Raw genomic sequence first — 19,435 nt, 5'->3', positions numbered from 1 at the left:
TTTAAAAAATAATGATCAAATTTAAGAGGAATGACCGATAAATATATTAAGGGGGTAGAGAGAATGGATATACTACAGAGTATTGTAACCGCAGTACCTTATATGATGAAGATTTTAAAAGATGAAGTGACGATGGGGGTCATTGATCGAGAAAAATTCTTGCTGTATTTGCCATCAAAAGATGTGGATTTTCAAATACGGACAGGAGATCCTATTAAACCAGATGATCAGAATATGAAAAATGCGCTTAGAGGAGAAACATCAACTACATTCGTACCTGAATCGGTGTATGGGACGCCTTTAAATGCAATGGGATTGCCGATTTTCGATGAAAATCAACAAGTCATTGGTGCAATCGCTTTAGGTTTTCCGCTTAAAAATCAAATAGAGCTTGAGGCGTATATGGAGTCATTGAACGACATCATTCAAAGTATTCAAGAAAAAGTACATGTGGTGGCGGCTCATTCAGAAGAGCTCTCTGCGACAAGTGAGGAAATGACATTCCAAACACAGCAAACACTTGAAAGTTCGAAAAAAACTTCAGATATTACAAAAATGATCAAAGGTATCTCTAAGCAAACGAGTTTGCTAGGATTGAATGCTTCAATTGAAGCGGCCAGGGCAGGGAAAGAGGGAGCGGGTTTTAGTGTGGTAGCGAGCGAGGTTCAAAAGCTCTCAAGCGAAACCTCACGTGCAACGGAAAATATAGAAAGCTCATTGCAAGGGATTTCCTCTAATATACATACATTACTTGAGAGTATGGGCCATATGAAAGGGTCATCTTCAGAACAAGCTTTATTAGTGACGGAGTTTAGTGAAATTGTAGATAGGTTGACGACGGTTAGTAAAGAAATGAAAGAATTTATGCAAAAGGTGATGTCAACGTAAAAAACGAATCCAAAAAGGGTTCGTTTTTTTTGCTGGCACGTTATTTTCTATTTTTCTGATCAAAGCGATAATCGTATGTTTCACCTTTGACCACATTTAAAAACTCATGTCCAATTTGTACGAGCTGTGCATTTTCCCATTTGATCAGAGGATCTTTATCAGGGTACTTCCAGTAGATTGTTTTCTTATGATGGGTGAGTTTGTTTTCAATTTCGGCTCTGACCGCATTCTCTTTTAGCTTTCCTCCGCTATGTCGATACGTGTTAATGGTATAGGTTCCATCAGGTGATGATATCGAGCGGATGAATGTGCCGTGAGACACGCCTTGAAGAGAGAAGCATTTCCAGTAAATAATTCCGGCGAAGCTAAGACATAAGATGGCAAGGATGATGGTGGTTTTCTTTTTAAACATGAATTCCTCCAGGTGTAGATCGCAATATTCTAATATATGAGAGAGATTACAAAAAGATTCATATAGTCCAAAAGTTCTATTCATTTCAATTATCGGTCATTTTTTCTCAACATTCAACAGTTAGCCCGTAAAGATAAGGAAAATTTAAGGATGCATTCAGATCACACTGGTTATTCGAAAACACTTTACAAAAGAATTTGCGATCAGTAGACTTATGCTCATATAGAGAAATGGGGCAGATGGAATGAATCAAATCATAGATACGTATCAAAATTATGAAGAGCTTTCCGCTCATGAAAGAAAAGGGATCGACTATCAAATTCTTCATCAGCGGAAAGGGGATCAGCTTCTCGTCCTGTCACCTCATGCGGGAGGAATTGAATCTGGTGTGAGCGAGCTGGTCCATGAAGTAGCAACCGATTATTCTATGTATTTATTCGAGGGCCTTAAAGTGAAAGGCAATCATGTTCTTCATATTACGAGCACACGTTTTGATGAGCCGATTTGTCTTTCTCAAGTGCATACACATCATTATACGTTTGCACTCCACGGCTATGGAGAAACAGACATCCTACAAACTTTAGTTGGCGGTACTGACAGGGAAAAAGCTGCTGAAACAGTGAAGTGTCTCACACAAAATGGCTTCCATGCCTTACTTCTATCTGAATCGGATCAATTTGCTGGAACACATCCTCAAAATATTAATAATCAATGCCTCACAGGAAAAAGTGTTCAAATTGAAATTAGCCAAGCTCAGAGAAGAGCTTTCTTTCAAGACTTTAGGCGGAGCCGTAGACGTGATACACAAACCGAACAATTTTATCAATACACAAATGTACTGAAACAAGTGTTAAGCCTTTATGAATAAACTTCTGACGTCACGTGTGCTGACGCTTTTGTTTGATACGCAGCTTCATTTTCTGCGACCTTGCCGGCTCTCATTAAATAAGAAGTAAATTCTTTTTGAAATTGAATGCCGGCTCTTCGCTGTTCAAATAGAGCAAGCCGTTTTTCAGCAAAAGCCCGAGTGACATGAAATGTTTGAGCAATATGCAAAATGGCTTGCTGCCTAAGGTTTGGGAGCGTCATTTGCAGCAGCATAAAAGTCGGAACACAAAAGTGATACATGAATTGTTTTGCTTGAAACTCTTGCAGTTCTCGAAAGAGCTTGTGCATGTTAAAGTGGTTGCCTGTATGCTTTAGCACATGACAAAGCTCGTGGGCGAAATCCTGCCACTGTTCTTCTGACGATAAGGCTCTGTTTAAAATAATACTGTAAAGACCTTGATGTTTGATCATCATGCTGCCAGTATCCTCGTAGTGTACCCATACATGAAATTCAGCGGCGATCCTATGCATGTCTACATAGGCAGGACCGCTTATTTGCAGTTGAGTGTATAACCGTTTAATATCTTCTTCTAAATGGGTTAAAAAATAAGTCATGTCAAAACCTCCATACAAACGTATGTTCTATTTTTGCCGTAAAAGAAAAGTCCATATAGGACTAAATGGCTAATAAAGCTATCGCTTACTTTTTATATCGGCTTGTTTTTAACAATTTTAACATAAAATCAAAGAAAATTGGAAGTTTTTCCTGTTTTTATTCTGTTTTTTTATAAAGATAAAATGGCGATTGAATTCAAATTTTACCATAGTCTTATGACGAAAACAAACAAATTTGTCTTACGTTTGCCACCGATTGATGAGCAAGATCAAACATCAATTTAGCAAAAAGGAGTGCAAAACATGGTACAAATTTATCAAGATTTTATTCCAGTTGGAAACGGAAATCGGCCAGGATATGCTATGACGCCGCTTTATGTAACTGTGCATAACACAGCCAATACATCTAAGGGAGCTGACGCAAAAAGTCATGCGGCATATGTCAAACGCTCAACAACAGAGGTAAGCTGGCACTTCACAGTGGATGACAGAGAAATTTTTCAGCATCTCCCTTTAAATGAAAATGGGTGGCATGCTGGGGATGGACATGGAGATGGCAACCGAAAATCGATTGGCATTGAAATTTGTGAAAACGAAGATGGAAACTTTCAACAAGCTGTCAAACATGCCCAGTGGCTTATTCAAAAGCTTTTAAAAGAACATGGCATTCCATTAGCAAATGTGGTGACGCATCAGCATTGGTCAGGAAAAACATGTCCACGTCTGCTGCTAGCTACATGGGATGAATTTAAAAGAGGAATTGAGACTGCAGGTGATCCGGAAACGGTGATCACATATGTGGTGAAAAGCGGGGATACGCTAACGAGTATTGCCAAAGCCCATGGTGTCACAGTGAGTGATTTACAGACATGGAATCAGATTAGTGACCCGAACATGATTCGAGTTGGACAAGTTCTCAAGATTTATCATGCAGAAGAAAAGCTCAGTTATGAACTGCCGGATGGGGTGTTAAAGGTGACATCACCTCTGACAAAAGGGGAGCATGTACGTCTCGTCCAAAAAGCGCTTGCTGCTGTGTATTTTTATCCTGACAAAACAGCTGCAGATAAGGGCATTGATGGCGTTTATGGGGAAAAAACAGCCAATGCCGTCGCGCGATTTCAACTGATGAATGGTCTAACAAGTGATGGAGTATACGGTCCTAAAACAAAAGTGAAGTTGCTTCAACTATTAAATCAGTGAGTCTTTCTTTTTGGCCGCTTGAATGACGGCTTCACTTTTTTCATGTAATCGGCAGATATAAGGGGATGGCTTAAATTCAGCAAACTGAACATACCTCAATTGTTTAAGTTTCTTTTTCATATTGGCACCTCAATCGTTGCAGCAGTTGGTTTTATTGTATGCAAGTAGATGTGAAAACGGAAGTAGGACGCGGATGATGTTCCGCGTCCTTTAGTGTAATCAAGCTTTTTTATTTTTATACTCATCTAGGAGCTGTTCATTCTTTTTGAAAATACGCTCCGTATGGGGACTTACTTTGTAATCAGCCATACTAATATGGCGCTTTTTCTTTAAAATCTTAAATGGGTTTTTCTTGCGATTGTTATTATCCCCTTGAAGTGCGTGTTCCATCTTCATCACCTTCCTCTTCGTCAGGCAAGATTAGGTCATAAATCGTTGTAAGTGAAGTCATTAATAAATAGTCGAATTCAGTGACAATATCCTCAGAGGTCAGCTTAATCACAAAGTGTGCATCCGCTACTGAAAACGGGATGAGAACCAATTTGCCGTAATCATCGTAATACACTTCCTGCCTGTCAAGCTTTGCTTGAATGAGCGCTCTCTGATCAAGTGTCCGCAGCAGGTCATCTTTTTGCTCCTGCGTATCATAAGGACAAAGAACTGCTTGAATATTCATTTTTTCTGCAAAAGAATAGATCAGTCGTTCAATTCCCTCTATATAAGCTTCTATACTTCCATAATATACATGGATCGGTTCGTTTTTCAATAGGTATTGGTACGTTTTTAGTTTATTGAGGTAAGAATGAAGCAGGTCGTTATTTTGTTCTAGGAGTTGATGGGTGTCGGTTTCAAGTTCATGATTACCGAGTTTTTTAATATAGGAGCTGAGGAAAATAAAGGCATCAGTTAATGCGAAAAAAACAGCAATAATCAGGTAGTGCATCCAATCGGTGAAGATTGAAGCAGGGTCATATGTCCAGTACACAACAGCACCCGCTACATAAATCCAATACCACGTTTTACGAATCGCAAACATCTTTTCTTTTACTTTTTGTTCAAAGCGCCATACCGCAAATACATATACAGCAAGAGCACCTAGCAATAACCAAACAGTCAATTGAAAAAATAATAGCATGTTCTTCTCTCCCATAGACAGATGGATACTTATTTATTTCTATGGATATGATTGGAAACCCTGCTTCATGAAAAAATGGCTTGCAGAAAAAGAGCATTTAAGAATGCAAACAAATAAAAAAAGACCTGTTAGACAGGTCTTTGATATTAGAGAATCGCATTTAACACAAAGTATATAAGTGCCCCTAGAGTTCCCGAAATCGGTAATGTGATCACCCAAGTGACAAGCATACGTTTTGCCGTACCCCAGTTGACTCCTTTTACTCTATGTGCAGAACCTACACCTAGAATAGAAGATGAGATCACGTGAGTGGTACTAACCGGTAAGTGAATAAATGTTGCACCGAAGATAATAGCTGCACCCGTTAAGTCTGCAGATACTCCGTTTACTGGACGAATCTTCATGATTTTACCGCCGACTGTTTTAATAATCTTCCAGCCGCCAATAGACGTACCAAGTCCCATTGCAAGCGCACAAGAGAATTGTACCCAGAAAGGAATGTCGTCTGTTGTATGCAAATTACCTGCAATTAAAGCCATCGTAATAATTCCCATCGCTTTTTGCGCATCGTTTGTTCCGTGAGTATACGATTGCAGTGCAGCCGTTAAAATTTGAACACGTCGGAATTGTTTATTTGTTTTTGCGAGATTGTTGTTTCGGAATATAATTTTGATAATGGTATACACGATATATCCCAAAACAAAAGCCAGGATAGGTGAAAGCAATAGTGCTTGAATGATTTTAATGAATCCCGAATAGTTTAAAGCGCCAAAACCAGCAGAGGCAATAACAGCTCCTGCAATTGACCCGATCAGTGCGTGTGAAGAACTACTCGGAATCCCGTAATACCAAGTAAGCAAGTTCCAAGTAATCGCTGCAATTAAAGCAGCCAAAATGACGACAGATCCGTTTTGAAGTGTAAAAGGATCTGCGATGTCTTTTGTAATGGACTTTGCCACACCTGTAAATGTCATTGCTCCTAAGAAGTTCATAAACGCTGCCATAATAATAGCATGTCTAGGCTTTAACGCCTTTGTTGAAACAGAAGTAGCAATGGCATTTGCTGTATCGTGGAATCCGTTAATGAAATCAAAAGCAAGTGCACAAATGACAATAAGTATGGTAAGGATGAGTAATGTATCCATGTTTAACTAACCCCGTTACGCATTCTTCATAATGATTGTTTCTAGATTGTTGGCAACACTTTGACAGGAATCTGCGATTTCTTCAAGTGTTTCGTAAATTTCTTTGTATTGAATGACCTTAATTGGATCTGTTTCTTTTCCAAACAAGTTCTTTAGTGATTTGCGGTGAAGATTGTCACAATTATGCTCAATCTCTTTAATTTTGATTGCGTGCGGATGAATATCTTTTAAGCGATTATCAGCCAGTAATTCAATAGTCGTTAAAATTTCTTTCGCACATTCTCTGATGTAGTGGCTGAATTTGTCGATATGTTCGTCAGAGCTTGTAATTGAATAAATTTCTAAAGTTGCTGAAAAATGCTCAATGCCGTCTAAAACATCGTCGAGGCTATTCGTCAATTGAAGAATGTCTTCACGTTCAATCGGTGTAATAAAGGCTTTATTCAGCTCTTTAATCATGGTATGAACATGATTATCACCTTTTGTCTCATATTCCTTCAATGTGTCAGAAAATTCTTTCAGAGTGGTTTGATTTGTTACTTTATAGCTAACAAAATACTCAGCAGTTTCATCTAAATTTTTAGCAATTTCCGTTAACAAGACGGAAAACTTGTCTTTTTTCCTTTTTAACATGTAAAAACCCTCCATTGTATAAATGAGACAATGCACACATCAAATAATTATATATTCTTTTGTCGAAAAAAAACAGGTGTAGTCGAAAATTTCTTCACTTTTTCTATTTGATCTTATTCTGACCTAAAGATGTGATCTCAACTCACCTTTTTCAGAAAGGGGAAAAGAAAGCAAAAAAGCGGACCATTTTTGGCACCGCTTAAACGTTAAGAAGCTGAATAAACAAGCTTAAACCGCTCACAAACAAGAAGCATATCTTCCTTAAATGTTAATCCGTACGGCTTAAGGGCTTCTGTGAAAAATTCTTCATGTTCTTTGTACCAATAGTCATATGAAAGGTCGCCTTCACCTTCTGCTTTTGCAAATGATTCAGGAACCTCATTCATTGGCATGATATCTACTTGCGTGATCTCTATGATGGCTTTTGGTTCCTCCCTGCTGTCCAAAATGACCGCATATTGACCGGGTTTTGGAAGAGGCTCTTGTTCTTTTTCGTAAAAAAGGTATCCAGAACAAGTGGCTGTTTTTTTTCCTTGTTGTACAAGGTCAAGCAAGTGATCTGGATCTGCGCCAAATGCCCAAGCAGAAACAGAGGTGTGATCAGGAGTTTTTTCTGATTTTTCTTCCCAATAAGATTCCCAAAATAAAGTGCTTTTGTGGTTCATCCTTTTTCCCCCTTTGTTATGAGTTTATTATATCGTGAAGTTTCCTACTTGGAAATCGTATGTCTTTATTACTACAAACTGTGCATGTCATATGTTTTGAAAACATGCGTTTTGTTTGGCAGATATAGGATGATAGAATGAAAAATTTTGAAATTTTAGAATAATCTATTGTATTCTGGTCAAGAAGTCGGTAAGGTCAAAGTAAGAATATGGAAGGGGTGTTGTTCATGAAACGCATTTCTCTAACTGTTTTGTCCATATGTCTGTTTGTTTTCTCGTTTTTCCTGCCGGTCAGCCAAGTCACTGCAAACGAAACTCATGGGAATAAAGTAGCTGTTGGCAAAGATGGTATGGTGGCTACTGCACATCCGCTTGCATCGGAGATTGGTGCTGATGTATTGAAAAAAGGTGGGAACGCAGTGGATGCTGCTGTTGCCATTCAATACGCACTTAACGTAACAGAGCCAATGATGTCTGGAATTGGCGGTGGCGGATTTATGATGGTTTATGATGGGAAGACAAAGGAAACATCCATCATCAATAGCAGAGAGCGAGCACCACAGGGCGCAACACCTGACATGTTTTTAACAGATGATGGAAAAGTGATTCCATTTACTGAGCGATCTACACATGGAAATGCGGTAGGTGTTCCAGGGACTGTAAAAGGTCTTGAAGCTGCATTAGATAAGTGGGGTACTCGTTCTATGAAGGAATTGATTGAGCCCTCCATTCAACTTGCAGAAGATGGTTTTGAAATTGACTCTGTCTTGGCAAAAGCGATTGATGATCATCAAGGAAAATTGAAAAAAACGGCCGCAGCGCCAATTTTTCTTCCAAATGATCAGCCGCTCGAAGAAGGAGATCTGCTTGTCCAGCCAGGTCTTGCAAAAACATTTAAACTCATTGCGAAAAAAGGAAGCAAAGCGTTTTATGAAGGAAAAGTAGCAAAGGCACTTGCAAATACAGTTCAAGATTTTGGCGGGACGATGACTTCAAAAGATATCAAACGTTATGAAGTCAAGACTGACAAGCCAATCTGGGGAGACTATAAAGGATATCAGCTTGCAAGCATGCCTCCACCAAGCTCAGGCGGGGTGTTTATGCTACAAATTCTCAAAATACTTGACCATTTTAACCTGTCTCAGTATGACCCCAAATCATTCGAAAAATATCAGCTGCTTGCTGAAACAATGCACCTCTCCTATGCTGACAGAGCCGCATATGCCGGCGACCCCGAATTCGTAGATGTTCCACTAAAAGGACTACTAGACGATGATTACATTTCAGAAAGAGCCTCTCTCATTCAACTAGATCAAATGAATCGCAGCCCGAAAGAAGGAGATCCTTGGGCATATGAGGATGAAAAAAATCCATCCCCAATTGTTCCTCAGCCAGAAGATAAAACCATTGGTGAGACGACCCATTTTACTGTTGCAGATCAGTGGGGAAATGTTGTGTCATTTACAACAACCATTGAACAATTATTTGGTACAGGGATACTTGTTCCAGAGTATGGATTTTTCTTAAATAATGAACTGACTGATTTTGATGCAAGACCTGGCGGGGCAAATGAAGTCCAGCCCAATAAACGTCCGTTATCAAGCATGACTCCGACAATCATTTTTAAAGATGGAGAGCCTGTTATGACTGTTGGGTCTCCTGGCGGAACGACGATCATTGCTTCTGTCTCACAGACGATTCTCAATTTACTTGAATATGACATGGAGCTTCAGGATGCGGTAGAAGAGCCAAGAATCTACACAAACAGCTTAACTTCGTATCGTTATGAAGTAGGTGTCCCTCTAGATGTAAGAACAAAGTTAAATGATATGGGTCACCAGTTTGGCAGTTCACCTATTGATATAGGGAATGTGCAAGCTTTACTGATTGATCGAAAAGCAGGGACATTTACTGGAGTAGCTGATTCAACGAGAAATGGAACTGCTGTTGGTGTCAATCTAAAGGTAGCTGCAGATCAATAGCATTTCCCGGGAAAAGAAGCGCCTCATCAAGAAGGCGTTTCTTTTTTCATTAAAATAAAAACACAGTTGACACCTGTGAATAGTTTGAATAATATATAGACTAACATCAATCATACATAGCTGATCGGACAACCGAAGGCTCTTGGCATTGACGTACAGGACTTTTTTGTACTTCAATCGCTGAGGGCCTTTTTTGCGTATAGAACTGAAAACGGCAAGGTTGGTGTCACTATTCAATGTGAAAGGGAGCGGATAACGTGAAAAAATGGATATGGATTTCTATTGCGATCACACTTTTCATCATCACAAGTGCTGCATGCTCAAATGCGAATGAAGCCTCAAATCAAAAGGGAAAGGTTGAGCTGTTGAATGTGTCATACGATCCTACACGTGAATTGTATCAGGAATACAATCAAGCCTTCCAGACTTATTGGAAAGACAAAACCGGTGAAGATGTGACGATACAGCAGTCTCATGGAGGGTCGGGTAAGCAGGGGAGATCGATTATTGATGGACTCGAAGCAGACGTGGCTACACTTGCTCTTGGATACGACATTGATGCCATTGCAGATCGAGGGCTACTTTCAAAGGATTGGCAAAAAGAATTTCCAAATCAGTCCACACCTTATACGTCTACTATTGTGTTTCTTGTGAAGAAAGGGAACCCCAAAAATATTAAAGACTGGGATGACTTGCTTCAGCCAGGTGTATCTATCATCACACCAAATCCAAAAACGTCAGGCGGTGCAAGATGGAATTATTTAGCCGCATGGGCATATGCCGATAAAACCTTTCATGGGGATGAAGAAAAAACGAAGGATTTTGTGAAAAAGTTATATGAACATGTCGAGGTGCTCGATTCAGGTGCTCGCGGCGCCACAACAACTTTTGTCGAGCGCGGTCTTGGTGACGTGTTAATTGCTTGGGAAAATGAAGCCTATTTGACACTGCATGAATTAGGTAAAGACAAATTTGAGATTGTCAGTCCCTCCATTAGTATTCTAGCAGAGCCGCCCGTTGCCGTTGTCGACCAAAATGTGAAACGAAAAGGAACAGAGAAAGTGGCAAAGGCTTATTTAGATTATTTGTATTCTAAAAAAGGACAGGAAATTGCGGCGAAAAACTATTATCGACCAAGAAATCAAGAAGTGCTAAACAAATATAAAGATCAATTTAAAGAGATTGATATGGTGACCATTGATCAGGCATTTGGCGGATGGCGAAAGGCGCAGAAAAGATTTTTTGATGATGGCGGATTATTTGATCAAATATATAGCGGACAAAAATAGGGGGCGACGTGATGAAGAAAGGCTATGCTGCCGCCAATAAAAGAAAACGTGTATTGCCTGGATTCGGGCTGAGCCTCGGAGTGACACTTGTTTATGTCAGTGCGATTGTCGTGATTCCTTTATCTATGGTATTTATTTGGACGGCTTCATTAGGAGCAGAAGGAATTTGGAATGTCTTTAGTGATGCGCGGGTGCTAAAGTCGCTGCAGCTTACGGTTACGACTTCTTTTGCAGCTGCACTCATCAATGCAGGTTTCGGTGTACTGATCGCATGGGTTCTCACGCGGTACTCGTTTCCAGGAAAGAACATCCTGGATGCCCTCATCGATTTGCCGTTTGCTCTTCCAACGGCAGTGGCTGGCATCGCTTTGACGACTCTTTATTCTCCGAATGGGTGGATTGGGCAATTTTTGCATGTGAAGGTGGCATACACCCCGCTCGGGATTATTTTGGCACTGATTTTTATTGGCATTCCATTTGTCATAAGAACGGTTCAACCGGTCATTGAGGGGCTTGAGCAGGAAGTGGAAGAGGCCGCAGCCATACTTGGTGCTACAAGAAAACAGACCTTTTTTCATGTACTGCTGCCTGCCTTGTTTCCAGCGGTAATGACTGGATTTTCTCTGGCATTTGCAAGAGCACTCGGTGAATATGGCTCCGTTGTGTTTATAGCGGGAAATATTCCGTTTAAAACAGAGATTACACCACTGATGATCATGTCTAAGCTTGAGCAGTATGATTATCAAGGTGCCGCAGCCATTGCCTGTTTCATGCTGCTCTTATCATTTGTCATTTTGTTATTGATTCACGGATTGCAGTGGTTTGTCGAGCGGAAAAAACAAGTGGAAGTGAGGTGAGACGATTGGAAAGGGAGCTTCTTAAAGAGCACCGCATCAAGTACAGGAGTCCTGTGACGGAATCAAAAGCGGTGAAGCGTATGTTGATTAGTGTGGTGTATGCTTTTTTGATTTTGTTTTTACTCATGCCGTTGATTGCTGTGTTTTCAAAGGCTTTTGAGAAAGGATGGAGTTCTTATCTTCTTGCCATCTCACATCCAGACACGCTTGCGGCAATTAAATTGACTGTTTTCATTGTGATGATCACATTGCCGCTTCAAATGATTTTTGGGATCAGTGCTGCTTGGCTCATCACAAAATTTCATTTCCCGGGAAAACGTTTGTTAACAACTGTCATTGATCTTCCGTTTGCGGTGTCACCTGTCATTGCAGGACTTGTATTTGTACTTTTATTTGGTTCAAATGGACTTTTAGGACCGTGGCTATTAGCAAATGGATGGAAAGTGATTTACTCTGTACCGGGGATGATTCTTGCGACCATCTTTGTGACATTTCCTTTTGTTGCGAGAGAATTAATTCCGTTTATGCAAAATGAAGGCATTCATGAGGAAGAAGCATCGCTTACGCTTGGTGCCAGTGGGTGGAAGACCTTTTTCCTTGTGACACTTCCAAATATAAAATGGGCCCTTTTTTACGGCGCCATTTTAGCAGGGGCTAGGGCAATTGGTGAATTTGGTGCAGTGTCGGTTGTATCTGGTCATATACGCGGAATGACGAATACGATGCCGCTTCATATAGAAATTCTATACAACGAGTATCAATTCCAAGCGGCTTTTGCTGTGGCCTCTCTCATGGCGTTTGTAGCGGTCATTACATTAATCATCAAGCAGATCATTCAGCAGAGAGATCACAGGCTTGGCAAGCGTTCAAAATGAATGGAGGGATCAGCCTTGGGGATTACAGCGAAACAAATATCAAAGCAATTTGGGCAGACGAAGGTTTTGCAAAACGTGGATTTGACGATCGAAAATGGGGAATTGATTTCCTTACTTGGACCGTCTGGGTCAGGTAAGACGACTTTATTAAGAATTATTGCAGGGCTTGATGATGCGAATACAGGGCAGATCTTATTTGGAGAACAGGATTATACTTATATTCCAGTGCGAAAACGGCAAATTGGTTTTGTCTTTCAGCAATATGCGCTTTTTCAAAATATGACGGTATTTGATAATGTGGCTTTTGGATTGAAGATGAAACCTAGAGGAGAAAGGCTGCCTAAAAAAGACATTAAAGAGCGGGTGCATGAGCTGCTGAAAGTCGTTCAATTAACGCAGTATGCACACCGTTATCCAGAGCAGCTGTCAGGTGGACAAAAGCAGCGTGTAGCACTTGCGCGTGCTCTAGCCGTTAAACCGAAAGCTCTTCTCTTAGATGAGCCTTTTGGTGCACTAGATTCAAAGGTGAGAAAAGAATTAAGACATTGGCTGAAAAAAGTTCATCAAGAATTTCAAATGACGACCATCTTTGTGACGCATGATCAAGAAGAAGCGTTTGATATCGCTGATCGTGTTGTGGTGATGAATGAGGGCAGAATCGAAAAAATCGGCACAAAAAAAGAAATGACAGAGCAGACAGACAACCTTTTTGTAGCTGAATTTTTAGATATAGGAAGCCATATTTAACAAGAAGTTGATGTGATGTAATGAAAGAGATGCGGCAAAAAGCTGCATCTTTTTTTATAAAAATTTTCCTAGGAACATTGACTTATAATTTTGAATATTATAATATCTTTACAAAGGTAACAGTATTGAACATTTTATAAAACATCTATTTGTAAGCGCTTTACAAAAGGTTCTATTTTAAAATGTTCATTCTTTTTGTTACATGTGTTCATATTTATACCAAATGAAAGGGGTGGTTGTTTGAACAGTTTGTTTGAGTTAGATCAACAGCTGATTGAGCTGCAATACGAAGCATCTTCAAGTGAGGAGGTGACTGCCTATTTAGCAGAAAGGTTAGAAACTGGAGGATATATTAAATCGAGCTTTTTACCAGCAGTGCTTGAAAGAGAAAAAACATATCCGACCGGTCTTCCTCTTGCGACCTTTGGGGTGGCCATTCCCCATACAGATCCTGAACATGTAAACAAACCGGCGATCAGTGTAGCGACATTAAAGGAACCTGTTATTTTTCATAAGATGGGAAGCCCTCATGAGACAGTTCAAGCCAAAATTGTGTTCGTTCTTGCAATCTCTGAACCTAGTAAGCAGCTCGTGATGTTAGAGAAACTGATGACGCTTTTCAGAAAAGAAGAAGTAATGACAAGTTTATCTCAGATGACATCGTATGAAGAAGCCGTTGATGTACTTCAAAAAGAATTAAACCAATAGTTATTCACGACATAATGTAAGCGCTTTATCTAAAATCAGGAGGTGGATGTATGATCAAGCAAGCCGTCGATTTCATCTTAGACTTAGGGCCAACAATTATGCTCCCAATTATTATGACGTTATTCGGTATGATTTTAAGGCAAGGATTTAAAAAATCCTTCCGTGCAGGTATTACGATCGGAATTGGATTTGTCGGGGTCAATCTTGTCATTAATTTACTCGTAAGCGGTCTTGGACCAGCAGCCAAAGCCATGGTCAATTCTCTTGGATTAAAGCTTGATATTTTAGATGTCGGCTGGCCGATTGGAGCCGCTATTTCATTTGGTACACCTGTTGCCCCTTTAATGATTCCTCTTGTGCTCTTGTTAAATGTTATTTTGCTGTCTGTTAACTTTACGAAAACATTGAATGTGGATATTTGGAATTTCTGGCATTTGATTTTCGCTGCTTCTGTTACTTACTACGCTTATCATAATATGTTCTTAGCCCTTGCCGTTGGTTTAATCGTTTCTGCGATTACACTAAAACTCGCCGATTGGACGGCACCGACGATTGAACACCATTTCGGATTAAAAGGCGTATCGATGGCTCATGCTGAAACGGTCAACTTCGCTCCGCTGATGTATGCGTCAAACCGCGTGATTGATAAAATCCCTGGTTTAAACAAAATTCATGCGGATCCAGAAACTTTGAAAAAACGTTTTGGCATCTTTGGTGAACCGCTTGTGATGGGTCTTATACTTGGTATCATTATTGGTCTTCTTGGCGGCTATGATGCAAAAGGTGTCATGACCCTTGGAATTCAAATGGCTGCAGTGCTTGTGTTAATGCCAAGAATGGTTGCTTTATTAATGGAAGGACTTATTCCAATCTCTGAGGGTGCTCGTTCTTATATTCAAAAGCGTTTCCCTGGAAAAAATGTCTATATTGGTTTGGATACAGCGATTGTCATTGGTCATCCAGCGAATATGGCTGTAGCCCTTTTGATGGTGCCAATCACCATTTTGCTCGCTGTCGTCCTTCCTTACAATGGCATGCTGCCGTTTGCAGACTTATCGGTTCTGCCATTTACAGTCGTATGGGCAGTAGCAGCCGCTCGTGGGAATATTATTCGCGGCCTCATTAACAGTATTTTTACCTTAATGATTGTTTTCTTCATTGCAACGAACCTTGCACCACTCGCCACAACAATGGGGAAAGCAGTTGGTTTCGACTTCCCAGAAGGGGCAAATATGATCTCTGGTATCGATCTTGGTTCACACGTCATTCCTTGGATCATGGTGAGACTTCTTGATCCGAGCAACCCTTACTTCATTGCAGCGATTGTCTGTGCACTGGCATATGCGCTTCTTTGGTACTGGGTGCGAAATGATATTAAAAAGCAGTATGCAAAAGAAATGGGCTTAGATCAGAAAGATCAATAAATGAGCTGGAGGGATTCTCATGGCAAAAAAAATATTAGTATCTTGCGGAACGGCAGTTGCTACGTCAACGGTTGTGGCAAAAAAGGTAGAAGAGACATTAAAGGAAAAAGGATACGATGTCATCGTTGAACAGTGTAAGGCATCTGAGGTTCCGCAGAAAGCGGAGGGTGCTGATTTAATTGTGACGACAACGCCTGTTAGTGATACAAAAGGAACGCCTGTGATTCAAACGTTATCTTTTTTAACGGGATTTGGCATTGAAGAAGATATTGAAAAAATTATCGATCATATTAAGTGAACGATGATTGCGTGGAGGAGCTGCGAAAGCTCCTTCCATGTCATTTGAAAGGAGGAGCTCTCATGCAGCAGCATGCTTATAGCCGAACGTCTGCCATGTTTTCTATTTTCCTTCCGGCCTTGTTAATATGTGTGTTTTTTCTCTGGTCTCTTTATACGTTGATGTCGGCAGGACCTGAGCCATTAGCTGTGTTAGGTGTCTATACGCTGCCTATCCTTATGCTTTCTAGCATCACTGGCCTGAATCAGCCAACGAATATCATGATTAGTGAAGATGAGCTGAAAATAGGTGCTTTTGGCAGGTGGCACACATATGCCGTGTCCGATATTAAAGGAAAGTTGTTTTTAAAACCATATCCTCATATCGGGAAAGTATATGTCAGAGTGGGACCTGCGCGAATATTTGGCGGACGCTACTGGATTTCAAGTGAGATGAGTGAGTACAAGCAGCTCGTTCAATCCTTGCAGAGTCTTGCGACATGTGATGAAAAGGAGGATGCGGCTAAATGAAATCAGCTGTCTTTTATTCTTCAGAGGACATTCGTTACGAGGAGCGGAAGCGGCCAGCCATTGGTGATGATGAAGTATTATTAAAAATGCGTGCCTGCGGGTTATGCGGGACGGATATTTATAAAGCGACACATGAGACGGTACCTCCTGGCACAGTGCTAGGGCATGAAATCGCTGGTGACATTATCGAAACAGGCCGTCACGTCACACATGTTCAAACGGGAGACAGGGTGTATGTAGCGCATCATGTCCCTTGTTTTACTTGTGACTTTTGTCAAAGAGGATTTTATACAATGTGCCCGCAATTTGCAGCCACAAATGTAGAGCCGGGCGGTTTTTCGGAATATATTCGTGTTCCTGCTTTACATGTGAAGCATACAATGGGCAAACTCCCACATGACGTCTCATATGAACAAGGAGCGATGGTCGAACCGGTTGCCTGCTGTCTTCACGGCTTTGAAAGGGCGCCCGTTCATCCTGGAGATTCGGTGTTGATTCTTGGAGCGGGGCAAATTGGCTGCATTCAATTACAGCTTGCCAAATATTATTTGGCTGGAAAAGTGATGATCACAGACGTAAATGAGAACAGGCTCCTTCAAGCAAGAAATCTTGGGGCGGACGTCGCTTTTCATCCAGCATCTGAGCCAGTAGAAAACCGCGTCATGAAAGAAACAGATGGAAAGGGAGCGGACCTTGTCATTATTTCTGTGGGGAGCAGTGCGCTTTTAAAAGAAGCATTTCAAGCTGTTGCAAGAGGCGGAACGATTTTGGTCTTTGCTCACTTTCCAAAAGGGGATGTCTCCATTCCAGCAGAACGTTTTTTCCATGATGAAGTGAAAGTAGTCGGAGCTTATTCGTCGCATCCATACCATTATCGTGAAGCGCTAGAGCTCTTAAAAGCAAAGGTCGTTCATACAGAAAAAATGGTGACGCATCGATATCCATTAAGTCAGCTTCGTCAGGCGATAGAATGCGCTAGGCATCCAGAAGGTGAAAGCGTCAAAATCATGATGTATCCAGATGAATGAGAATGTACGAGATGGAGAGAAAGAGAAGGTCTTTGGAAAAGGGCTTTGCCTTTCTCTTTTTTTCTGAAAAAAGATGAAAACGCTTAAAAAATAAACGGAAATACTTGACTTCAATGAGAGTTAAACGTATGATAATTACAAATGTAACATATAAGAACAAATGTAAAGGGGAGAGAAGAAATGCAAAAACAAATCACTTTGCCTGAACAGATTAGTCATGAGAAATTAGCAGATTTATATAAACAAATGTGGTTAGTAAGATATTTTGATGAAAAGGTCGATCAATTCTTTGCTAAAGGATTAATCCATGGAACGACCCATTTATGTGTTGGACAGGAAGCATCGGCTGTTGGGTCTATTGCTGTGTTAAAGGATGAAGATAAGATTGTCAGTACACACCGCGGACATGGTCACTGTATTGCAAAAGGTGCAGAGGTCAATAAAATGATGGCTGAACTATTCGGACGTGAAACAGGTTACTGCAAAGGAAAAGGCGGTTCCATGCATATTGCCGACTTAGAAAAAGGAAACCTTGGGGCAAATGGAATTGTTGGCGGCGGTATTCCGCTTGCAACTGGTGCGGCGCTCACGTCCAAGATGAAAAAGGAAGGCTTTGTGGTCCTTTGTTTCTTCGGAGACGGCGCTACAAATGAAGGCAGCTTCCATGAAGCGCTGAATCTTGCTTCCATTTGGGATTTACCTGTTGTGTTTATTTGTGAAAACAACCAATACGGCATGTCTGGTCCTGTGAAAGAAATGATCAACATTGAAGACATCTCAACAAGAGCCAAAAGCTACGGAATGCCAGGGAAAACAGTTGATGGAAATGACATGGTTGAAATCATGAATACAGTAGATGAAGCGGTAAGCCGTGCAAGAGCTGGAGAAGGGCCATCACTCATTGAAATGAAAACGTATCGCTGGAAGGGTCACTCAAAGAGTGATGCGAAAAAATACCGTACACGTGAAGAAGAGACAGAATGGAGACAAAAAGACGGAATTAAACGCTTTAAGTCACTCTTAATGGAGCTAGATGTTCTGACAGAAGAACAGGCTGCTCGTTTACAAGAAGAAGCGAAGCAAGAGATCGAGGCATCTGTTGAATTTGCGAAAAATAGTAAAGAACCATCAATTGACACACTATTAGAGGATGTATACGCCTAATTAGGAGGGGAATCACGTGACAAACACGACAGTGAGAGAGATTTCATATTTAGAAGCCGTTCGAGAAGCAATGAGTCAGGAAATGAGAAAAAATCAAGATGTCTTCATTTTAGGTGAAGATATCGGCGTATACGGTGGCGCATTTGGTGTCACGCGCGGGATGATCGAGGAATTCGGTCCAGAACGCGTCCGCAATACGCCGATTTCAGAGGCTGCCATCGCAGGAGGCGCAGTCGGAGCGGCTTTGACAGGGATGCGTCCGATTTTAGAACTACAATTCTCTGACTTTATTACAATTGCAATGGATCAGCTTGTAAACCAAGCAGCGAAAACACGTTACATGTTTGGCGGAAAAGGGAAAGTGCCGCTTGTTGTCAGAACACCAGCAGGTTCCGGGACAGGTGCCGCAGCGCAGCACTCCCAAAGCTTAGAAGCGTGGATGGCTCATATTCCTGGACTAAAGGTGGTTCAGCCTTCAACAGCTTATGATGCAAAAGGACTTTTAAAAGCAGCAATGGATGATGACAACCCTGTCATTTTCTATGAACACAAGCTTTTATATAAAACAATTGGTGAAGTACCAGAAGAGCAGTACTCGATTCCTTTAGGGAAAGCGGATGTGAAGAGAAGCGGAAAGGACGTCACAATTGTCGCAACAGCCATTATGGTGCACAAAGCGCTCGAAGCAGCGAAGGAACTAGAAGCGGAAGGAATCGATGTCGAGATCATTGATCCGAGAACGCTCGTCCCATTAGATGAAGAAACCATTATTGAATCTGTGAAAAAAACAGGCAAATGTATCGTTGTGCATGAGGCAGTGAAACGAGGCGGCTACGGCGGAGAGATTGCGAGTATGATAGCGGAAAGTGAAGCCTTCGACTATTTAGATGCACCTATTAAACGACTTGGCGGTCTTGCCGTTCCAATACCGTACAACCCAACGCTGGAAAAAGCAGTCATTCCACAAGTGCCAGATATTATTGAAGCAGCAAAAGAGCTCGTGCGCTCTTAAGTAAAGGGGGAGAAGATC

General features: G+C 41.0%; 23 protein-coding genes. 15 read left to right on the top strand and 8 right to left on the bottom strand.

Annotated features, from left to right (window positions below; genetic code table 11):
* Positions 1-63 precede the first annotated feature (63 nt).
* Positions 64-888 carry a methyl-accepting chemotaxis protein gene (locus tag ACSBQP_RS06705; protein ID WP_272755245.1) on the top strand — a complete coding sequence of 275 codons (825 nt, stop codon included), beginning with the start codon at positions 64-66 and terminating at the stop codon, positions 886-888.
* Between the two features lie 40 nt (positions 889-928).
* On the opposite strand, the gene ACSBQP_RS06700 is transcribed toward ACSBQP_RS06705, so the two are convergent.
* Complete coding sequence (locus ACSBQP_RS06700; protein ID WP_017359605.1) at positions 929-1,300, bottom strand: DUF5412 domain-containing protein; 372 nt, start codon at positions 1,298-1,300, stop codon at positions 929-931.
* Positions 1,301-1,544: 244 nt separating this feature from the next.
* On the opposite strand from ACSBQP_RS06700, the gene ACSBQP_RS06695 reads away from it, so the two are divergent.
* Complete coding sequence (locus ACSBQP_RS06695) at positions 1,545-2,168, top strand: poly-gamma-glutamate hydrolase family protein (RefSeq protein ID WP_081114903.1); 624 nt, start codon at positions 1,545-1,547, stop codon at positions 2,166-2,168.
* Here ACSBQP_RS06695 and ACSBQP_RS06690 read toward each other — a convergent pair.
* Positions 2,159-2,743 (bottom strand): ImmA/IrrE family metallo-endopeptidase, encoded by a 585-nt coding sequence (locus ACSBQP_RS06690; protein WP_008346294.1) that lies wholly within the window; start codon positions 2,741-2,743, stop codon positions 2,159-2,161. The genes ACSBQP_RS06695 and ACSBQP_RS06690 overlap by 10 nt on opposite strands.
* 303 nt (positions 2,744-3,046) lie before the next feature.
* Here ACSBQP_RS06690 and ACSBQP_RS06685 point away from each other — a divergent pair, with 303 nt between their 5' ends.
* Positions 3,047-3,946, top strand: a complete 900-nt coding sequence (locus ACSBQP_RS06685; RefSeq protein WP_035700416.1) for an N-acetylmuramoyl-L-alanine amidase — start codon at positions 3,047-3,049, stop codon at positions 3,944-3,946.
* Here the strand turns inward: ACSBQP_RS06685 and ACSBQP_RS06680 are convergent.
* From ACSBQP_RS06680 to ACSBQP_RS06655, 6 genes are all read right to left on the bottom strand, one after another.
* Positions 3,935-4,066 carry a hypothetical protein gene (locus ACSBQP_RS06680; protein ID WP_255201815.1) on the bottom strand — a complete coding sequence of 44 codons (132 nt, stop codon included), beginning with the start codon at positions 4,064-4,066 and terminating at the stop codon, positions 3,935-3,937. The genes ACSBQP_RS06685 and ACSBQP_RS06680 overlap by 12 nt on opposite strands.
* 99 nt (positions 4,067-4,165) lie before the next feature.
* Positions 4,166-4,342: a type II toxin-antitoxin system SpoIISB family antitoxin gene (locus tag ACSBQP_RS06675; RefSeq protein WP_008346289.1), complete on the bottom strand. Its 177-nt coding sequence runs from the start codon at positions 4,340-4,342 to the stop codon at positions 4,166-4,168.
* On the bottom strand, positions 4,311-5,081 hold the full coding sequence (locus tag ACSBQP_RS06670; protein ID WP_048001649.1) for a type II toxin-antitoxin system SpoIISA family toxin: 771 nt from the start codon (positions 5,079-5,081) through the stop codon (positions 4,311-4,313). The genes ACSBQP_RS06675 and ACSBQP_RS06670 overlap by 32 nt, the downstream gene beginning before the upstream one ends.
* A 146-nt stretch (positions 5,082-5,227) precedes the next feature.
* Positions 5,228-6,226 carry an inorganic phosphate transporter gene (locus tag ACSBQP_RS06665; protein WP_017359158.1) on the bottom strand — a complete coding sequence of 333 codons (999 nt, stop codon included), beginning with the start codon at positions 6,224-6,226 and terminating at the stop codon, positions 5,228-5,230.
* 15 nt (positions 6,227-6,241) lie between these two features.
* On the bottom strand, positions 6,242-6,859 hold the full coding sequence (locus tag ACSBQP_RS06660; RefSeq protein WP_017359157.1) for a DUF47 domain-containing protein: 618 nt from the start codon (positions 6,857-6,859) through the stop codon (positions 6,242-6,244).
* A gap of 206 nt (positions 6,860-7,065) precedes the next feature.
* Entirely contained in the window at positions 7,066-7,524 is a 459-nt protein-coding gene (locus ACSBQP_RS06655; protein WP_144610174.1) for an ASCH domain-containing protein, read from the bottom strand.
* Positions 7,525-7,751: 227 nt separating this feature from the next.
* Between ACSBQP_RS06655 and ggt the strand changes: the two genes are divergently transcribed.
* The 12 genes from ggt (at position 7,752) to ACSBQP_RS06595 (ending at position 19,417) form a co-directional block, all read left to right on the top strand.
* Complete coding sequence (gene ggt, locus ACSBQP_RS06650; RefSeq protein WP_144610173.1) at positions 7,752-9,506, top strand: gamma-glutamyltransferase; 1,755 nt, start codon at positions 7,752-7,754, stop codon at positions 9,504-9,506.
* Between the two features lie 257 nt (positions 9,507-9,763).
* Positions 9,764-10,795, top strand: a complete 1,032-nt coding sequence (locus tag ACSBQP_RS06645) for a sulfate ABC transporter substrate-binding protein (RefSeq protein ID WP_144610172.1) — start codon at positions 9,764-9,766, stop codon at positions 10,793-10,795.
* Between the two features lie 11 nt (positions 10,796-10,806).
* Positions 10,807-11,652 carry a sulfate ABC transporter permease subunit CysT gene (gene cysT, locus ACSBQP_RS06640; RefSeq protein WP_019743464.1) on the top strand — a complete coding sequence of 282 codons (846 nt, stop codon included), beginning with the start codon at positions 10,807-10,809 and terminating at the stop codon, positions 11,650-11,652.
* A gap of 5 nt (positions 11,653-11,657) precedes the next feature.
* Positions 11,658-12,527: a sulfate ABC transporter permease subunit CysW gene (gene cysW / locus ACSBQP_RS06635; RefSeq protein ID WP_052320227.1), complete on the top strand. Its 870-nt coding sequence runs from the start codon at positions 11,658-11,660 to the stop codon at positions 12,525-12,527.
* A gap of 15 nt (positions 12,528-12,542) precedes the next feature.
* Positions 12,543-13,274, top strand: coding sequence for a sulfate/molybdate ABC transporter ATP-binding protein (locus tag ACSBQP_RS06630; RefSeq protein ID WP_186365190.1), 732 nt, complete (start codon positions 12,543-12,545; stop codon positions 13,272-13,274).
* A 240-nt stretch (positions 13,275-13,514) separates the two neighbouring features.
* On the top strand, positions 13,515-13,982 hold the full coding sequence (locus ACSBQP_RS06625; protein WP_017359150.1) for a PTS sugar transporter subunit IIA: 468 nt from the start codon (positions 13,515-13,517) through the stop codon (positions 13,980-13,982).
* 50 nt (positions 13,983-14,032) lie between these two features.
* Positions 14,033-15,406, top strand: a complete 1,374-nt coding sequence (locus ACSBQP_RS06620; RefSeq protein ID WP_007498866.1) for a PTS galactitol transporter subunit IIC — start codon at positions 14,033-14,035, stop codon at positions 15,404-15,406.
* Positions 15,407-15,425: 19 nt separating this feature from the next.
* Positions 15,426-15,704, top strand: a complete 279-nt coding sequence (locus ACSBQP_RS06615; RefSeq protein ID WP_008346262.1) for a PTS sugar transporter subunit IIB — start codon at positions 15,426-15,428, stop codon at positions 15,702-15,704.
* 62 nt (positions 15,705-15,766) lie between these two features.
* Entirely contained in the window at positions 15,767-16,213 is a 447-nt protein-coding gene (locus ACSBQP_RS06610; protein ID WP_008346260.1) for a hypothetical protein, read from the top strand.
* Complete coding sequence (locus tag ACSBQP_RS06605; protein ID WP_017367078.1) at positions 16,210-17,241, top strand: alcohol dehydrogenase catalytic domain-containing protein; 1,032 nt, start codon at positions 16,210-16,212, stop codon at positions 17,239-17,241. Before ACSBQP_RS06610 ends, ACSBQP_RS06605 begins: the two co-directional genes overlap by 4 nt.
* 180 nt (positions 17,242-17,421) lie before the next feature.
* Complete coding sequence (pdhA, locus tag ACSBQP_RS06600) at positions 17,422-18,405, top strand: pyruvate dehydrogenase (acetyl-transferring) E1 component subunit alpha (protein WP_041092295.1); 984 nt, start codon at positions 17,422-17,424, stop codon at positions 18,403-18,405.
* A 31-nt stretch (positions 18,406-18,436) separates the two neighbouring features.
* Positions 18,437-19,417 carry an alpha-ketoacid dehydrogenase subunit beta gene (locus ACSBQP_RS06595; protein ID WP_026050078.1) on the top strand — a complete coding sequence of 327 codons (981 nt, stop codon included), beginning with the start codon at positions 18,437-18,439 and terminating at the stop codon, positions 19,415-19,417.
* The last annotated feature ends 18 nt before the right edge of the window (positions 19,418-19,435 follow it).

Source organism: Bacillus sp. G402, from assembly GCF_051172515.1.
Lineage (GTDB): Bacteria > Bacillota > Bacilli > Bacillales > Bacillaceae > Bacillus > Bacillus altitudinis.
This window is presented reverse-complemented; position numbering and strand designations above follow the sequence as displayed.

Excerpts from the sequence above, each read along its gene's own strand:
- ACSBQP_RS06705 (WP_272755245.1), top strand. The coding sequence starts at position 64 with ATGGATATACTACAGAGTATTGTAACCGCAGTACCTTATATGATGAAG.
- ACSBQP_RS06700 (WP_017359605.1), bottom strand. The coding sequence starts at position 1,300 with ATGTTTAAAAAGAAAACCACCATCATCCTTGCCATCTTATGTCTTAGC.
- ACSBQP_RS06695 (WP_081114903.1), top strand. The coding sequence starts at position 1,545 with ATGAATCAAATCATAGATACGTATCAAAATTATGAAGAGCTTTCCGCT.
- ACSBQP_RS06690 (WP_008346294.1), bottom strand. The coding sequence starts at position 2,743 with ATGACTTATTTTTTAACCCATTTAGAAGAAGATATTAAACGGTTATAC.
- ACSBQP_RS06685 (WP_035700416.1), top strand. The coding sequence starts at position 3,047 with ATGGTACAAATTTATCAAGATTTTATTCCAGTTGGAAACGGAAATCGG.
- ACSBQP_RS06680 (WP_255201815.1), bottom strand. The coding sequence starts at position 4,066 with ATGAAAAAGAAACTTAAACAATTGAGGTATGTTCAGTTTGCTGAATTT.
- ACSBQP_RS06675 (WP_008346289.1), bottom strand. The coding sequence starts at position 4,342 with ATGAAGATGGAACACGCACTTCAAGGGGATAATAACAATCGCAAGAAA.
- ACSBQP_RS06670 (WP_048001649.1), bottom strand. The coding sequence starts at position 5,081 with ATGCTATTATTTTTTCAATTGACTGTTTGGTTATTGCTAGGTGCTCTT.
- ACSBQP_RS06665 (WP_017359158.1), bottom strand. The coding sequence starts at position 6,226 with ATGGATACATTACTCATCCTTACCATACTTATTGTCATTTGTGCACTT.
- ACSBQP_RS06660 (WP_017359157.1), bottom strand. The coding sequence starts at position 6,859 with ATGTTAAAAAGGAAAAAAGACAAGTTTTCCGTCTTGTTAACGGAAATT.
- ACSBQP_RS06655 (WP_144610174.1), bottom strand. The coding sequence starts at position 7,524 with ATGAACCACAAAAGCACTTTATTTTGGGAATCTTATTGGGAAGAAAAA.
- ggt (WP_144610173.1), top strand. The coding sequence starts at position 7,752 with ATGAAACGCATTTCTCTAACTGTTTTGTCCATATGTCTGTTTGTTTTC.
- cysT (WP_019743464.1), top strand. The coding sequence starts at position 10,807 with ATGAAGAAAGGCTATGCTGCCGCCAATAAAAGAAAACGTGTATTGCCT.
- ACSBQP_RS06620 (WP_007498866.1), top strand. The coding sequence starts at position 14,033 with ATGATCAAGCAAGCCGTCGATTTCATCTTAGACTTAGGGCCAACAATT.
- ACSBQP_RS06615 (WP_008346262.1), top strand. The coding sequence starts at position 15,426 with ATGGCAAAAAAAATATTAGTATCTTGCGGAACGGCAGTTGCTACGTCA.
- ACSBQP_RS06610 (WP_008346260.1), top strand. The coding sequence starts at position 15,767 with ATGCAGCAGCATGCTTATAGCCGAACGTCTGCCATGTTTTCTATTTTC.
- ACSBQP_RS06605 (WP_017367078.1), top strand. The coding sequence starts at position 16,210 with ATGAAATCAGCTGTCTTTTATTCTTCAGAGGACATTCGTTACGAGGAG.
- pdhA (WP_041092295.1), top strand. The coding sequence starts at position 17,422 with ATGCAAAAACAAATCACTTTGCCTGAACAGATTAGTCATGAGAAATTA.